The 15,260-nt window shown below is 69.0% G+C and carries 16 protein-coding genes; 8 read left to right on the top strand and 8 right to left on the bottom strand.

Going from position 1 to position 15,260, the window contains the following annotated elements; all coding sequences use genetic code 11:
* Positions 1-56: 56 nt before the first annotated feature.
* Both GZ67_RS0113895 and GZ67_RS0113890 read left to right on the top strand, forming a co-directional pair.
* Complete coding sequence (locus GZ67_RS0113895; protein ID WP_029262096.1) at positions 57-923, top strand: CoA transferase subunit A; 867 nt, start codon at positions 57-59, stop codon at positions 921-923.
* A complete protein-coding gene (locus GZ67_RS0113890) occupies positions 920-1,708 on the top strand; it encodes a CoA-transferase subunit beta (RefSeq protein WP_051662543.1) in 789 nt (262 codons plus the stop codon). The genes GZ67_RS0113895 and GZ67_RS0113890 overlap by 4 nt, the downstream gene beginning before the upstream one ends.
* Before the next feature lie 12 nt (positions 1,709-1,720).
* Here the strand turns inward: GZ67_RS0113890 and GZ67_RS0113885 are convergent, their stop codons facing one another.
* Positions 1,721-2,332, bottom strand: coding sequence for a TetR/AcrR family transcriptional regulator (locus GZ67_RS0113885; protein WP_029262094.1), 612 nt, complete (start codon positions 2,330-2,332; stop codon positions 1,721-1,723).
* Between the two features lie 110 nt (positions 2,333-2,442).
* On the opposite strand from GZ67_RS0113885, the gene GZ67_RS0113880 reads away from it, so the two are divergent.
* Both GZ67_RS0113880 and GZ67_RS0113875 read left to right on the top strand, forming a co-directional pair.
* Complete coding sequence (locus GZ67_RS0113880) at positions 2,443-4,044, top strand: AMP-binding protein (protein WP_029262093.1); 1,602 nt, start codon at positions 2,443-2,445, stop codon at positions 4,042-4,044.
* Positions 4,045-4,117: 73 nt separating this feature from the next.
* On the top strand, positions 4,118-4,552 hold the full coding sequence (locus tag GZ67_RS0113875) for a hypothetical protein (RefSeq protein ID WP_029262092.1): 435 nt from the start codon (positions 4,118-4,120) through the stop codon (positions 4,550-4,552).
* 24 nt (positions 4,553-4,576) lie between these two features.
* On the opposite strand, the gene GZ67_RS0113870 is transcribed toward GZ67_RS0113875, so the two are convergent.
* On the bottom strand, positions 4,577-5,797 hold the full coding sequence (locus GZ67_RS0113870; RefSeq protein ID WP_029262091.1) for an acetyl-CoA C-acetyltransferase: 1,221 nt from the start codon (positions 5,795-5,797) through the stop codon (positions 4,577-4,579).
* Positions 5,794-6,612, bottom strand: a complete 819-nt coding sequence (locus GZ67_RS0113865; RefSeq protein ID WP_231481813.1) for an SDR family oxidoreductase — start codon at positions 6,610-6,612, stop codon at positions 5,794-5,796. Before GZ67_RS0113865 ends, GZ67_RS0113870 begins: the two co-directional genes overlap by 4 nt.
* Before the next feature lie 73 nt (positions 6,613-6,685).
* Between GZ67_RS0113865 and GZ67_RS0113860 the strand changes: the two genes are divergently transcribed.
* Both GZ67_RS0113860 and GZ67_RS20455 read left to right on the top strand, forming a co-directional pair.
* Positions 6,686-7,519, top strand: coding sequence for an SDR family NAD(P)-dependent oxidoreductase (locus GZ67_RS0113860; RefSeq protein WP_029262089.1), 834 nt, complete (start codon positions 6,686-6,688; stop codon positions 7,517-7,519).
* Positions 7,516-8,538: a nuclear transport factor 2 family protein gene (locus GZ67_RS20455; RefSeq protein WP_081860009.1), complete on the top strand. Its 1,023-nt coding sequence runs from the start codon at positions 7,516-7,518 to the stop codon at positions 8,536-8,538. The genes GZ67_RS0113860 and GZ67_RS20455 overlap by 4 nt, the downstream gene beginning before the upstream one ends.
* Positions 8,539-8,554: 16 nt before the next feature.
* On the opposite strand, the gene GZ67_RS0113850 is transcribed toward GZ67_RS20455, so the two are convergent.
* From GZ67_RS0113850 to GZ67_RS0113835, 4 genes are all read right to left on the bottom strand, one after another.
* A complete protein-coding gene (locus tag GZ67_RS0113850) occupies positions 8,555-9,274 on the bottom strand; it encodes an ABC transporter ATP-binding protein (RefSeq protein ID WP_029262087.1) in 720 nt (239 codons plus the stop codon).
* A complete protein-coding gene (locus tag GZ67_RS0113845) occupies positions 9,267-11,084 on the bottom strand; it encodes a branched-chain amino acid ABC transporter ATP-binding protein/permease (RefSeq protein ID WP_029262086.1) in 1,818 nt (605 codons plus the stop codon). Before GZ67_RS0113845 ends, GZ67_RS0113850 begins: the two co-directional genes overlap by 8 nt.
* A gap of 2 nt (positions 11,085-11,086) precedes the next feature.
* On the bottom strand, positions 11,087-11,944 hold the full coding sequence (locus GZ67_RS0113840) for a branched-chain amino acid ABC transporter permease (protein ID WP_029262085.1): 858 nt from the start codon (positions 11,942-11,944) through the stop codon (positions 11,087-11,089).
* Between the two features lie 98 nt (positions 11,945-12,042).
* The gene (locus tag GZ67_RS0113835; protein ID WP_029262084.1) at positions 12,043-13,266 is read right to left on the bottom strand and encodes an ABC transporter substrate-binding protein; all 1,224 of its coding nucleotides are present in this window, start codon (positions 13,264-13,266) and stop codon (positions 12,043-12,045) included.
* Positions 13,267-13,405: 139 nt separating this feature from the next.
* Here GZ67_RS0113835 and GZ67_RS0113830 point away from each other — a divergent pair, with 139 nt between their 5' ends.
* A complete protein-coding gene (locus tag GZ67_RS0113830) occupies positions 13,406-14,185 on the top strand; it encodes an SDR family NAD(P)-dependent oxidoreductase (RefSeq protein WP_051662542.1) in 780 nt (259 codons plus the stop codon).
* A 40-nt stretch (positions 14,186-14,225) separates the two neighbouring features.
* On the opposite strand, the gene GZ67_RS0113825 is transcribed toward GZ67_RS0113830, so the two are convergent.
* Positions 14,226-14,798 (bottom strand): PadR family transcriptional regulator, encoded by a 573-nt coding sequence (locus GZ67_RS0113825; RefSeq protein WP_051662541.1) that lies wholly within the window; start codon positions 14,796-14,798, stop codon positions 14,226-14,228.
* Between the two features lie 81 nt (positions 14,799-14,879).
* Here GZ67_RS0113825 and GZ67_RS0113820 point away from each other — a divergent pair.
* Positions 14,880-15,260: alpha/beta hydrolase (locus GZ67_RS0113820; protein ID WP_156036635.1), on the top strand; the 381-nt coding region annotated here is incomplete at its 3' end.

The raw sequence follows: 15,260 nt of genomic DNA, 5'->3' as shown, positions 1-15,260 counted from the left end.
TACTGTGATTCCCAAACAAGCGCTAGGTTTAGCGCCGGTCACGCGAAGGAGCGGGGATGTCGGACAAGCGGGTGAGCATCGAGGAGGCGGTCGCCACCATCGAGAGCGGGATGACGATCGGCATCGGCGGCTGGGGGTCCCGGCGCAAGCCGATGGCCCTGGTGCGCGAGATCCTCCGACGCGACATCACCGACCTCACCGTGGTGGCGTTCGGCGGCCCCGACGTCGGCCTCCTCGCCGCCGCCGGACGCATCCGCCGCCTCGTGTACGGCTTCGTCTCCCTGGACAGCATTCCGCTCGATCCACTGTTCACCCGGACCAGGGAGCGCGGCGGGTTGGAGATCGAGGAGTACGACGAGGGCATGTTCGTGGCGGGCCTGCGCGCAGCGAATGCCCGGCTCGACTTCCTACCCATCCGCGCGGGCCTCGGCTCCGACGTGCTCCCGGCCAACCCGCACCTGCGCACGGTGCGCTCGCCCTACTCCGACGCCGAGTACGTGGCGATGCCGGCCCTCCCGCTCGACGTCGCGCTCGTGCACGTGAACCGGGCCGACGAACAGGGGAACGCCCAATACCTCGGGCCCGACCCCTACTTCGACGATCTGTTCGCGATGGCGGCCGAGCGCACCATCGTCTCCGCTGAGAAAGTCGTCCCGACCTCGGCGCTGCTCGATGAGGGCTCGTTCCACACGCTGCTCTTCAGCCGCATCTACGCCTCGGCCGTCGTCGAAGCGCCGCGCGGTGCGCACTTCACCGCGTGCGCGCCCGACTACGACCGCGACGAAGCGTTCCAGAAGCACTACGCCGCCTCCGCCAAGGACCCCGATGCCTGGGCCGAGTTCGAGCAGACGTTCCTGCAGACCGACGAGGCCGGCTACCACGCCGCCGTCGCCCGTTTCCACGCCGACCGAGGAGAGTCATGACCACCGACACCACCACCGCGGGCATCGCCTCTGCGACGGCCGGAGCGACGAACGCCGAGATCTGCATCGCGGCCTGCGCCGACACGTACCGGGAGTCGGGCGAGATCCTCGCGCACGCGGTCGGCATCATCCCCGCGCTGGGTGCGCGGCTGGCGAAGCTCACCACCGCCCCGGATCTCGTCCTCAGCGACGGGGAGGCGTTCTTCCTGAGCGGCCCGCCGCAGCCGGGCGACCCGGAGGCCCCGCAGCCGACGATCGAGGGGTGGGCGCCGTTCCGGCGCATCTTCGACATCCTCGCCACCGGCCGACGTCAGAGCATGATGGGCGCGAGTCAGATCGACCGGTTCGGGAACCAGAACATCTCGCTCATCGGCGACTGGGCCCGCCCCACCCGCCAGCTCATCGGCGTCCGAGGAGCACCGGGGAACACCGCGAACCACCGCGTGGACTACTGGATCTCACGCCACAGCACGCGCGTGTTCGTCCCCTCGGTGGACATGGTCTCGGGCGTCGGCAACGACCGCGCACGCGAGGCCGGCCTCGATCATCACCACCTCGGCGTGATCGTGACGAACCTCGCCGTGCTCGGGTACGACGACGAAGGCGCCGTCACCGTACTCTCCGTCCACCCCGGCGTCGACCCCCAGTCCGTGGTGGAAAGCACGGGGTTCCCCCTCGATGCGACGGATGCGCCGCTCACGCGCACACCGGATGCCGAGGAGCTGCGACTGATCCGCGAAGTCCTCGACCCGCGCGGCACCCGCACCCGCGAAGTCGCGGACTGACGCGGAATCCACTCAGTCGGCGAGGAGGCCCTTGTGGAGCAGATCCAGGAAGTTGTCGGTCAGGGTCGACGCGGTGTGCCCGCGACCCGGCCGGTACCACGCGACGGTCGACCACACCGCGTCGCGGATGAAGCGGTAGGCGATGGGGGCGTCGATCGAATCGCGGAAGACGCCGACCTTCTGCCCCTCGGTGATCTGCGCCAGCCAGAGCGCCTCGATGCGCTCGCTGTTCTCGCCGAGGAACTCGAAGCCGGGCTGACGGGCGAGGAACGACAGCTCGTTCTGGTACAGGCCGACCGCGTCGGGCTGGCTCTCGATCGTCGCGAAGGCGTGTGCGATGAGCTTGTCGAGGATGTCACGGGGGCTTCCCCCCTCGGCCACGATCTCTTCGAAGCGGCCCAGCAAGCCCGCCATGAAACTGTGGAGGATCTCCTGCAGGATCGCTTCCTTGGAGGAGAAGTGGTGATAGAGGCTGCCGGACAGGATGCCCGCCTCATCGGCGATGTCTCGGACCGTCGTGGCGGAGTATCCGCGCTTGGCGATCAGGCGCGCGGCGATCGAGATGATCTGGTCGCGGCGTTCGGAGCTCTGCTCCTGCCGGCCCCCGCTTTTGGTCGTTGCCATTGCTGCTCCTTCACAGAGAATCTCACAAGCGCTTGTTCAAGTGTGCCGCATGTGAGCGTTTTCCCGAAACATCCACTCGGAGTGTACGCATGATATTGGAAAGGACGTCCATGACAGTCTCGGAAGCCACGACAGTGCCCGCCCTCCTCGCGGAGATGGCAGCCCTCGGCGACCATCCGGCCATCGTCGACGGCGACGTGGTCATCGGCTACGCCGAGTTGCAGGACCGGGTGCGCTCCGTCGCCCGCGCCTACCTCGCACAGGGCATCGAGCCGGGCGACCGCATCGGCCTGTGGGCGCCGAACCGACACGAGTTCATCCTGGCGATGCTCGGGGCTCAGCTGGTCGGCATCGCCGTCGTCCCCCTGAACACGCGCTTCACCGGCCATGAAGCCGCGGAGATCCTCGCGCGATCCCGCGCCACCGGCCTGGTCGTCGCCGACGGATTCCTCGGGAAGCCGTACAGCTCCCAGCTCCGCGGCGCCGCAGCCGAGCGCGGAGGCGACGGTCCGATCTTCCCCGGCCTCCCCCACCTGCACACCGCCGTGGCCATCGACGGCGCAGGCGGCGACGGCCTCCTCTCCTGGTCGGACTTCCTCGCGGCGGGATCCGCGGTCACCGACGACCGCGTGACGGCCGCCGCGGAGGCCGTCACCCCGGACGACATCATGGACGTGCTCTTCACCTCGGGCACCACCGGGATCCCCAAGGGCGTGCTCAGCGCGCACCGCCAGACGCTCTCCGTGGCACGCGCCTGGGGACTCGGCGCACGACTCACGCCCGACGACCGTTATGCGGTGGTCAACCCGTTCTTCCACGGGTTCGGCTACAAAGCCGGGATGATCACCTCGCTGATGGCGGGGACCACGATCTACCCACTGGCGGTGTTCGATGCCGATCAGCTGCTCGAACTCGTGCAGTCCGCACGCATCAGCGTACTGCCCGGCGTACCGACGATCTTCACCTCGCTGCTCGACCACCCGCGGCTTCGGGAGTACGACCTGTCGTCGCTGCGGTTCGCGATCGCGGGGGCCACGGCGGCACCCGCCACACTCTTCCACGACATGGTGAACACACTCGGGTTCGAGACCGTCGCCCAGGCATACGGGCTCACCGAGTGCGTGGTGGCCACCCTCTCCCGCCCCGGCGAGTCCCTCGAGCACACGGCGCAGACCACGGGTCCCGCTGTCGACGGGGTCGAGATCCGCGTGGTGGACGAGGACGGTCAGGATGCGGGGCTCGACACCGACGGCGAGATCCTGCTCCGCGGACCCAACGTCATGCTCGGCTACTTCGAGGATCAGGCGGCAACGGACGCCGTGCTCGATGCGGACGGCTGGTTCCACACCGGCGACGTCGGCCGTCTGGACGAGCACGGCTGCCTGAAGATCACCGACCGACTGAAGGACATGTTCATCGTCGGCGGTTTCAACGTCTACCCGGCCGAGGTCGAGAACGCCCTGCGCAAACATCCCGCGGTGAACGAGTCGGCCGTGATCGGGGTGGACGATCACCGCCTCGGCACGGTCGGCCGCGCCTACGTCCTGCTGCTGCACAATGCCACGCCGCGACCGGATGCCGCCGATCTCGAGGCCTTCTGCCGCACCCACCTGGCGAACTTCAAGGTGCCGCGCGAGTTCGTCTTCGTCGAGGACTTCCCCCGCAACGCCACCGGCAAGATCCTGAAGTCGGAGCTCCGCTCGCACGTCTGAGCGATGGGCGTTTTAGCCGAAGGTCCCTATCCCGATAGCCTTAAGTCGTAGGCCAGATGGGGATGGGGACGATATGGATGAGCAGCGCACGTCGACAGGGATCACGCGTCGATCGGTGGTGCGCGCGGCGACATGGTCGGCGCCCGTGATCGCCGCCGCCATCGCCACACCGCTCGCGGCGGCCTCCGACGCCGCCGCCCTGACCGTGCAGCCCTCGCCCGCGACCGTCACGGGTGCAGATTTCGCGTGGCCGGGGGCGACCGTCACGAACACCGGGACGACACCGCTGACCGTCACCTGGTCGGTCGACGTGGCCCCTGCGCTCGAGTCGCTCTCGGGCCCGCTCACCGGCACGGTGACGATCCCGCCCGGCTCTTCCGAACTGGTCGCCGCCGGCATCACCGGCTACTACGTCGCGGCCGCCTGGCCGACGACGCTGACACTCACCCTGCTCGGCGACGGCGCCCCGCGTACCTCCACCGTGACGTTCCAGGCCGAGGAGCAGTAGCCCCCGCCCGCCGGACGGCGTGCGTCAGCTCAGACGCTCGAGCACCATGGCCATGCCCTGGCCACCGGCGGTGCACATCGTCTCGACGGCGAACTGCTCATCGCGCTCGCGGAGCGCGTTGATCGCGGTCGTGGTGATGCGGGCACCGGTCATGCCGTAGGGGTGACCGAGGGCGATCGCGCCGCCGTTCACATTCACGCGGTCGGGGTCGATGCCGATGTCGGCGATCGAGGGAATCACCTGCGCGGCGAACGCCTCGTTGATCTCGAGGATGTCGATGTCGCCGATCGACATACGGGCGTGGGCGAGCGCGCGCTCCACCGCCTGCACCGGCCCGAGACCCATGATCTCGGCCGACAGTGCCGACACCCCGGTCGACACCACACGGGCGAGCGGGGTGAGCCCGAGCTCGGCGGCACGGGTGTCGCTCATGATCACGAGCGCGGCGGCGCCGTCGTTGAGCGGGCAGCAGTTCGCCGCCGTCACGGTGCCGTGCGGGCGGAACACCGGCTGCATGCCGCTGATGCCCTCCAGCGTGACGCCCGCTCGGGGGCCGTCGTCCTTCGTCACGAGCGTGCCGTCGGCGAGACGCACCGGAGTGATGTCGGTCGCCCAGAAGCCGCGGGCGGCGGCGGCCTCGGCGCGGTTCTGGCTGAGCACCGCCCACTCGTCCTGCTCGTGGCGGGACACTCCGCGGAAGGAGGCCACGTTCTCGGCGGTCTCGCCCATCGCGATGTAGATGTCCTCGAGCTCGCCGCGCTCACGCGGGTCGGACCACACGAAGTCGGGGTTCTGCGCGTCGCGCGCCGTGCGGGCCGCAGCATCCGCCCATCGCGGGTTCTTGGTGTCGGGCATGCCGTCGGACTTGCCGGAGCCGAACTGCGACACCGCCTCCACCCCGGCCGAGACGAACACGTCGCCCTCGCCGGCCTTGATCGCATGGAACGCCATCCGCGTCGTCTGCAGCGACGATGCGCAGTAGCGGTTGACCGTGGTGCCGGGCACCGCGTCCCAGCCGAGCTGCAGCGCCAGCATCCGTCCGATGTTGTATCCCTGCTGGCCTGCCGGCTGCGCACAGCCCACCATCAGGTCGACGATCTCGTCCGGGTTCAGGCCGGGCACCGCCTCGACGGCCGCGCGCACCATCTGCACGGCGAGGTCGTCACCGCGCATGTCCTTCAGGCTGCCCTTGAACGCGCGTCCGATGGGCGAGCGCACCGCGGAGACGATGACGGCTTCGGTCATGATGAGGATCCTCCAGTGATGTCGAGGCGGTCGGCCTGCTGCACGATGTCCGCGTTCGGGGTGTGGCTCAGGAAAGCGGGCCATTCGCCGCCACCGTCCACGGGGATGACGGCGCCGGTGATGTGCGCCGACAGGGGTGAGGCGAGCATGACGCAGACGTTGCCGAGCTCCTGCGGCGAGGCCAGTCGCCCCCGCGGGATGGTCCGTGCGATCTCCGCGTACTGCTCCGGTGTGCCGTAGTGGTCGACCGCGCTCTCGGTGTGCACCAGGCCGCTGCTGACCGCGTTGACGCGGATCTCCGGCGCCCATTCGACCGCGAGGCTGCGGGTCAGGCTCTCCAGCGCCGCCTTCGCCGCGCCGTACACGGCCGTGCCGGGGCTGGGGCGGCGGGCGCTGATCGAGGTGATGTTGATCACGCTGCCGGATGCGGCACGCAACGCGGGGAACGCCGCTCTCGTGGCGACCGCGGCGGAGAGGAAGTTGACCTCGGTGATGGCTTGGAAGTACCTCGGCGACCCGGCTTCGAATCGGCCGAACGGCGAGCCGCCGACGTTGTTGACAAGCACGTCGAGGCGTCCGTGGCGTTCCGCGACGCCCGCGATCCAGGCCTCGTTCTGAGCGGCGTCGCGCACATCGACCGGACGGAAAGATGCCGCGCGCCCGTCGCGCTCCGGCAGGGTCGTCGGCTCGGAGCGACCGCAGAACTCGACGTCGGCACCCGCATCGAGGAACGCCTCGACCACGCCACGGCCCACACCTCGAGCACCGCCGGTGACCGCGACGACCTTCCCCGCGAAATCCATGACCAGGCTCACTCCGCCTCCTCCGAGCGCGGCGCTCCGATGCGCCGACCTGTCCATGCTACCAACCAAATGCTAGGTTTGTTGCATGAGTCACGATGACGTCCCTCTGCAGCATCCCCGCACCGTCGTGGTCACCGGCGGCGCCCTCGGCATCGGCGGCGGGATCAGCCGACGCTTCGCCGCCGACGGCGACCACGTCCTGCTCGTCGACATCGATGCGGATGCCGCCGCACGTACGACCGCCGACATCGAGGCGACCGGCGGCCGCTGCACCGTCCTCGTCGGCGACATCACCGAAGACGACACGGTCGCCCGCCTCGCGGCCCGGGTCGAGAGCGAATACGGACACGCCGACGTGCTCGTCAACAACGTCGGCGACTACCGCCCGGCGAAGTCGTTCTTCGCCAAGAGCCCGCCCGACCAGTGGCGGCGCCTGCACGAGCTCAACCTCTGGCACGTCTTCGCCGTGACGCACGCGCTCCTGCCGGGGATGATCGCGGCCGGCGGCGGCAGCATCGTCAACGTCTCCACAGTCGAGGCGTTCCGCGGCATCCCCGGCAACGCCGTGTACTCGGCGTACAACGCCGGCGTCTCCGCTTTCACGAAAAGCCTCGCCGTCGAACTCGGGCCCTCCGCCATCCGGGTCAACGCCATCGCCCCCGACCTCGCCGACACGGCGCAGACCCCGGCCGAGCTCATGCTGGCCGGCCGCGACCCCGCGCTGCTGCGATCCTGGCTTCCCGCCGGACGCTTCGGGACACCCGAGGACTTCGCGGGAGTGGTGGCCTTCCTCGCCTCGCGCGACGCTGCGTTCATCACGGGTCACACGATCCCCGTCGACGGCGGAACACTGGCCGCAGCCGGCTGGTACGGCAAGGCATCCGGTCGCGGCTGGACGAACATGCCGGATCAGGCATGAACACGCTCGCCGAGCTCATGGACCGTCAGCAGATCCACGACCTGGTCCTGCGCTACTGCTCGGCCGTCGACCGCGCCGACTACGCGGCGGTCCGCAGCGTCTACGCGCGAGACGGCGTCGACCACCACACCGGCTTCTCCGGAACGGCCGACGACTACGTGGCCTGGCTGCGCGAGCGGACGGCCGTGTTCGACGGCACCATGCACCTCGTCGGGAACCACCGGGTCGAGCTCCACGGCGATCATGCCTTCGCCGAGACGTACGGCACGGCCGTGCACTGGGGTACGCCGTCCGACGACGAGTCCCTCAACTTCACGAGCGGCTTCCGCTACCTCGATCATGTCCGCCGCGACCCCGACGGCTGGCGCATCGTCGAGCGCACCGCCGTGCGCGAATGGACCCGCTCGGATGCCGGGCGACTGCGTGAACCGGAGGGCGACGGACCACGGGGCCGTCGCGGACCCGACGACCCCGCGACGGCCTGGCGGCAGCGCGTGCGCCGCGCTGCCGCCAGCGCCCAGGAAGGAGAGATCATGACACGGAGCATCGAACAGCGCCTGCGGGCACTGGAGGACCGACTGGAGATCATCGAGCTGGAGGCGACCTACGCGCGCGCCTTCGACGAGCGCGACGGCGACACGTGGAGCAGCCTCTTCACCGAGGACGGCATCTACCAGTCGCGGGCTGTCGGGGAAGCGCCGCCGCTGACCTTCGTGCAAGGCCGCCCGGCGCTCCACGCGTTCTGCGCCGATGCTGCCTTCGCCGGCATCCACTTCCTGCATCTGCCGCAACTCGCGTTCGACGGCGACCGCGCGACGGCCCGCATCCACCTGGAATTCCATGGCGACTACGCCGAGGATGCCGGTGCCCCCCGGCTCGTGATGCGCGGCTTCTACGACGTGGCCTACCGACGCGAGGAGGGCCGCTGGCTCATCGCCCGTCGGGTGACGACGGCCTTCGCCCGCAGCCAGGACACGGTGCTCGGCTACCCCGCCGCATCCGCCCTCCCGGCGGCCTAACCCTCAGGCGTCGACGCTAAGCGACCGCGCCGAAGTACGCCTTCTGCAGATCCTCGAGCGTGACGTCGGCCGCGGCCCCGGCGAGCGTCGTGCGGCCCATCTCGATCACCGTCACCTCGTCGGCGATGGCGACGGACTCCTGCACGGCCTGCTCGACCAGGAGGATGCCGATGCCGGTGTTCTTGAGCTCATGCACCCGCTCCATGACCTCCTTGACGATCACCGGAGCGAGCCCCTGGCTCGGCTCGTCGAGGATGAGCAGCTTCGGCTTCGCCATCAGCGCCTGGCCGATCGCGAGCATCTGCTGCTGCCCACCCGACATGCTCGCCGCGGGGAGGGCACGCTTGCTGCCCAGGATCGGGAAGAGCTGGTAGATCTCCTCCGCCGCCGCGATCAGAGCCCGCTTGCCCATCCCCCGCGAGAATCCGCCGAGGATGAGGTTCTGCTCGATCGTGAGCTCACGGAAGACCTTCTTGCCCTCCTGCACGTACGAGATCCCGCGGGCGACCCGCTTGTGAGGTGCATCCGTCAGCGGCTCGCCGAGGTAGGCGACCGTGCCGCCCGAGACCCTGTTCAGCCCGGTGATCGCCCGCAGCGTCGTCGTCTTGCCCGCGCCGTTCCGACCGAGCAGCACCGTGATCTCCCCCGCCCGCACGGTCAGCGAGACGTCGCGCACGACGGTCAGGTCGCCGTAGCCGGTCTGCAGACCGGACACCTCCAACAGCACATCACTCATGGTCGCCGCCTCCCGCCGCGTTGGTCTCCGCCGTCACGCCGAGGTACTCCTCCATGACCCGCGGGTTGCTCTCGATCTGATCGGGGGTGCCGTGCGCCATGACCGCGCCCTGGGCGAGCACATAGATGTCGTCGGCGACGCGCAGCACGAGTTGGAAGTTGTGCTCCACCAGGATGACGGTCATGCCGGCGTCGCGCAGCCGCTTCACGAGACTCTCGAGGACCTCGAGCTCGTCCTCGTCCAGGCCGGATGCCACCTCGTCGAGGAGCACCACCTTCGGGGACGCGGCCAGGCTCCTGGCGACCTCGAGCAGTCGACGGTTGCCGAGCGGGAGCGAGTCGGCCGGCTCGTCGCGCTGCGCGCTGAGCCCGACCAGCGCGAGCGCCCGCTCCGCCGCCGCCCGGTTCTCCGCGCGAGCTCGCCAGAACGTCGGCAGCCGCAGGAACGAGGCGAACACGGAGGCCCGCTCCGTGGCATAGCGTCCGGCCGCCACGGCTTCGAACACCGTCAGCTTCTCGGGGATGTTCGGAGTCTGGAACGTGCGCGAGACCCCCGCCCGGGCGACCCGGTACGACGAGAGTCCCTGGATGGACTTCCCGTCGAGTTCGATCGCGCCGGCATCCGTCTTGTAGAAGCCGGAGATCATGTTGAGCAGGGTGGTCTTCCCGGAGCCGTTGGGCCCGATGATCGCCGTGACCGCACCGGGCGCCGCATCGATCGACACCTTCGACAGCGCCTGGTTGCCGCCGAACGCCTTGGAGACTCCCTCCGTGCGCAGCAGCGCGCCGTCGAGCTTCTCGATCTCGGCCGGAGCGGCTTCCGCCGGGCGCACCCCGGTCTTGGCTTTGGCCGCGATGTCGGCCTTGCGCACGAGGGTCCGCAGCAGCCCGGACAGTCCTCCGGTGAAGGCCACCCCGCCGATGAGCAGGAACGCCCCGGAGATGATCAGCCCGAACTGGCTGAAGTTCGTCGACTGGTTCATCCCGAACTGCAGCACCGCTGCACCGATCAGGGCTCCGTAGATGCTGGCGGAGCCGCCGAAGATCGAGGCCGCGAGCACCGTCATCGCGAACGAGAACGCGAAGGCCTCCGGCGAGATGAAGAGGTCGAGGTTGGCGAAGAGCACCCCGGCGATGCCGGCAGGGACGGCGCCGATCGCGTAGGCCGTGAGCTTGGCGCGGAACACGGAGATGCCCATCGACGAAGCCAGGACCGGGCTCTGCTTGAGCACGCGGAGCGCCGTCCCGTGGTCGGAGACGACGAGGTTGCGGATCAGTGCGAAGGCCACGATGGCGACGCCGACGATGATCAGGTAGTAGGTGCGGCCGTCGATCATCTGACCGAACGAGGTCGCGGGCATGATGCCGGCCAGACCGTTGCGACCGCCGGTCTGCTCCTTGAAGATCGACAGCACGTCCGGGACGATCAGGATCAGGAAGAACGAGGTCATCGCGAGCGACCAGCTCCCCAGACGCAGTCCGGGGATGCCGGAGATGAGTCCGATGAGCAGCGCGGCGCCGCCGCCGATGAGCAGCTGCAGCCAGATGTCGGTCACCCCGGCCTTGTTGGCGAGACCCGCGGCATAGGCACCGGCCGCATACATCGCGACCTGTCCCATCGCCAGCTCGCCGGCGTAGCCGAGCGAGAGGTTCAGGCCCAGCACGATCAGCGCCAGGATCAGGGTGAGCTCGATCTGCCGCGTCGCGGCGTAGTTGAGCCCGAGGAACGGCAGCGCGAGCAGCACGGCACCGACGGCGAGGGGCCAGATCCAGCCGGGGACGGACCGTAGTTTCAACCAGAGAGCAGCCACGGTCACACCGTCCGTTCCACGCGACGGGTGAAGAGTCCCGTCGGCTTGACCATCAGAATCACGATGAGGATGAAGAACACCGTCAACCCCGCGTAGTCGGCACCGATGTACCGTGTCGCGAGTGCCTCGGCGAGGCCGACGATGAGTCCACCCACGAGCACGCCGCCGAGGGACCCGAAGCCGCCGATCGCGAGGACGACGAAGCCCTTGAGGGCCAGGGAGGCACCGAGCGTGGCGACCGCATACGTCTTGGGGCCGACGAACACACCGAGGAAACCGGCGAGGACGCCGGTGAAGATGAAGGCCATGAGGGCGAAGCGCCGCACGTTCACCCCGCGCAGCTGTGCCGCCTCCCTGTTCTCGCTCATGCCGAGCAGGGCGATGCCGGTCATGCTGCGCTTGGCGTACTGGGTGAGCGCGATGACCAGGACGATGACGAGCACGATCAGTGCGAGCTCGACGGGGTAGACCCGGCCGCCGAGGAACTCGAGCACCTGATCGCCCATGAAGAAGGGCACGCGCTTGGGCTCTCCGCCCCAGATCACCTGGGCGACACCCTCCATGATGATGGAGGCGCCGAGGGTCGTGACCAGCAGGTTGTGCGGGTCCTTGACCGGACGGATGGCGACCCGCTCCTCGAGAGCGGCGATCGCGCCGACGATGACGGCCGCGGCGATCGCGACGAGCCACCAGGGCAGACCCCAGACGACGATGCCGACGTACGCGATGAACGCGCCGAGCATCATGAGCGCCGCCTGGGCGAAGTTGAAGGTCTTCTGCGAGAGGAAGACGATGTTGTAGCCGATCGCCACCAGTGCGTAGATCGCACCGAGAGCCAGGCCGGACCAGATGATGGTCATTGCGGTCGGGTTCCTTCCATCACTTTGGCTTGGTGTGCCGACGGCTCGGATCCGAATCGAGATCCGAGCCGCCGGCGATGTTCACGCGCCGACCGGGGTCAGGGCTGGAACTGACCGTTGACGAGTTCGCCCGGCGGGATGAAGGCGAACTGCTCCGGGCCCACGTGCGGGCTGTGCGCATCCTCTTCGAAGGCGTAGAGACCCAGGATCGCGGTCTCGGCCGCCTTCTGGACGTCGGGGTCGATGAGTGCCGCGACCAGGGCGTCGGGGTCGTCGACTCCACCGGCCTTCTCCGCTGCGGCCTTGAAGAGCAGCGCCGAGTCGTAGTTGTACGCCAGGATCAGCGACGACTTGATGTCCCCGGCGGCGAGCATGCGCTCGACGGCCTCGTTGACCTTGGTGTCGTCCGGGTCGTACTGGGTGCTGGAGTACACCTGCATGGTGAGGTTCTTGACCTGGTCGGTGCCGAGCACGCCGTCGGGCGCGGGTGTGGCGATCAGACCGGTCGCGGCGACCGAGGAGTTACCCATCACGGGAACATCCCACCCGAGCTTCTCCAGGCTCTGCAGCACGTAGCCGAGCGGTGCGCCGTAGGCGTCGAGCACGAGCACATCGGGGTCGCCCTGCTGCAGTGCGGAGAGCTGGGAGGTCATGTCGAGGGCGGCGTTGTCGAAGCCCTCGTTCCCGGTGACGGTGAATCCTGCATCCGTGAAGGTGGTCTCACCGAGCGAGCCGAAGAGCTCGCCGTAGGCGCTGGAGCCGTGCAGGATCGCGACGTCCTCGTAGCCGCGGTCGTCCATCTCGGCGACGAACGAGCCGAGGTAGTCGGGCACGGAGGCGCTGAGGTCGAAGCTGTAGGGGTTGACCGCGGGGTCACCGGATCCCGTCGTCGGGCCGATGTTGAACGAGACGATCTTGTTCTGCGTGAGGATCGGCAGCATCGCCTCGGTGATCGTGGAGGGGCCGGAGTTCATCACGAGGTCGGGCTTGCCCTCGGTGGCGATGTACTCGCGCAGCTTGGTCACGGCGACCGTCGGGTCGGCGTTGTCCTCGAGGTGGGTGATCTCGACCTCGCGGTCGAGGATCCCGCCCATGTCGTTCACGGCGTCGACGGAGGCCAGGGCAGCCGTCACGGCCGTCGTCGCGTTGTCGGCGAGGATGCCCTCCGCGCCCATGCCGCCGAGCACCACGATCTTGATCGGGTCGTCGCCTCCGCCTTCGCCGCCACCGTTCCCTGCGTCCGCGTCACCGGAGCAGCCGGCGAGGACCATCGTCGAGACCACGATCCCTGCGGCAACCGCCGCGAGTCTGTTGAACCGCATATCCGAACCTCTCTCATCGTTGAGTTAGAGCGCTAGAGCGACCAAACGCTTGCTTAGTAAATCACACCCGGACACTCCGAGCAACGCCCAACCGGTCAATTGCTTGGTTACGATTCGGACACCTGTTAGATTCCGGCTCATGGACACTGCACAGACTTCTGAGAACCGCTCTCTCCGCGACCTTCCCGGCATCGCCGTCGTGACCGGCGGGACCGGCGGAATCGGCTCCGCCATCGCCCGAAAGCTCGCCGCCGAAGGGGTGCGCGTCGCGATCACCCATCGCTCCGAGCCGTCGCCCGAGCTGCTCGCCGCTCTCGGCGAGCACGGCGAAGCCCACCGACTCGACGTGCGCGACGAGGCCGGCGCAGCCGCCCTCGTCGCCGACCTCGTCGAGCGCCACGGCGCCGTGCACACGGTCGTGCATGCCGCCGGCCCGCACGTGCCGATGCTGCACCTGTCGAAGGTCTCGGTCGAGCAGTTCGCCCGACAGGTCGACGACGATCTCGTCGGCTTCTTCGTCGTGGCGAAGGCCTTCCTCCCGGCGCTGCGTGCTGCATCCGGATCGCTCACCGTCGTCACCAGCGCCGGGACGCGGCGGTACCCCGTGCGGGACGGACTGTCGGTCGCGCCGAAGGGCGCAGTGGAGGCGCTGGCTCGTGGACTCGCCGCCGAGGAGGGGCGCTTCGGCGTGCGCGTGAACGCGGTCGGACCGGGGATGCTGTGGGACGGGATGTCGGCCCGGTTGATGGCCTCCGGAGACCTGGATGAGCGTGCCCTCGAGGTGGCGACCCGGAACATCCCGCTCCGCCGATTCGGCACCGCGGGCGACATCGCCGCCGCCGTGTCGTTCCTCGCCTCCCCGTCGGCGGGATTCATCACCGGACAGAAGCTCGACGTCGACGGCGGGTTCGGTCTCTGAGCGTCCGACACGGACGGGGCTCACGCCCGCACCGTGATGCTCATCGCATGCCGCTCAGGCGCTCGATGAGCCAGTCGATGCGGGCGGCCTCGTCTCGGGAGAACCGCTCGGACCACTCGAGCGCCACACCGGAGAAGCGCCAGGCATCCTCCCGCTGCGCCCCTCGCGCGTGGGCAGCCGCCTCGTCCGCGGTCCGCAGAGCCTCGTCGCGGTAGGCGGCCAGGCTCTCCCTCAGGCGATCGAGGTCGCCGTTGTGCGCGGCCCACAGGCGCAGGATGTGCGAGTGCTTGAGCACCACCGGTTCCGCGGGGATCTCGTCGGACCAGCGGCGCATGTTCCTGCGTCCCCGATCAGTGATCCCGTACAACCGCCGGCTCTTCGCCGCGTGCGTCTGCTCCACCCGTGACTCCGCGAGGCCGAGCCCCTCGAGCCGTCGCAGCTCCGTGTAGATCTGGCTCTGTGAGGGCGCCCAGTAGAAGTAGGCGAGGCTCTGATCGGCCCACTGCTTGACGTCGTATCCCGACAGCTCGGTGTCGAAGGACAGGATGCCGAGCACGGCCCAGCTCGTCGCGGGCAGATCGGGCCGGTCGTCGGTGTCTTCGTGGTCGCTCACTTGACCTCCTCGTCGATGAGTGAGATATTCCTGATCGTACTATGACTAACAGTCATACCGCTGCTGATCGAAGGAGATCATGTGGACGAGACGACCCGGATGCTGGAGCTGCTGAACGCGAGCTTCCCGCGACTGGCGACGATGGACCCCCTCGACGGACGGGCTGCCGCCGACGAGCGGATCCGTCCGGCGACGAACCTCGACGACGTCGCAGCGACGGATGACGGGGTGGTGGATGCCGGAACCCACGGCATCCCGATCCGCACGTACCACCCGCGCGAGCGGCGGCCGGATGCGCCGACCACGGTGTACGCGCACGGCGGCGGTTTCCTGCACGGCTCGATCGCCGGACACGACGGCTTCTGCCGGCGATGGGCCCGCGCCACCGGCGCCACCGTCGTCTCGGTCGACTACCGCCTCGCTCCCGAAGCCGGTCCCGGCGCGGCGCGCGACGACGTGATC

This window comes from Microbacterium sp. Cr-K20 (genome assembly GCF_000708325.1).
Classification (GTDB): domain Bacteria; phylum Actinomycetota; class Actinomycetes; order Actinomycetales; family Microbacteriaceae; genus Microbacterium.
Note: the sequence above shows the minus strand (reverse complement) of the source record. Positions and strands in the feature narration are given on the sequence as shown.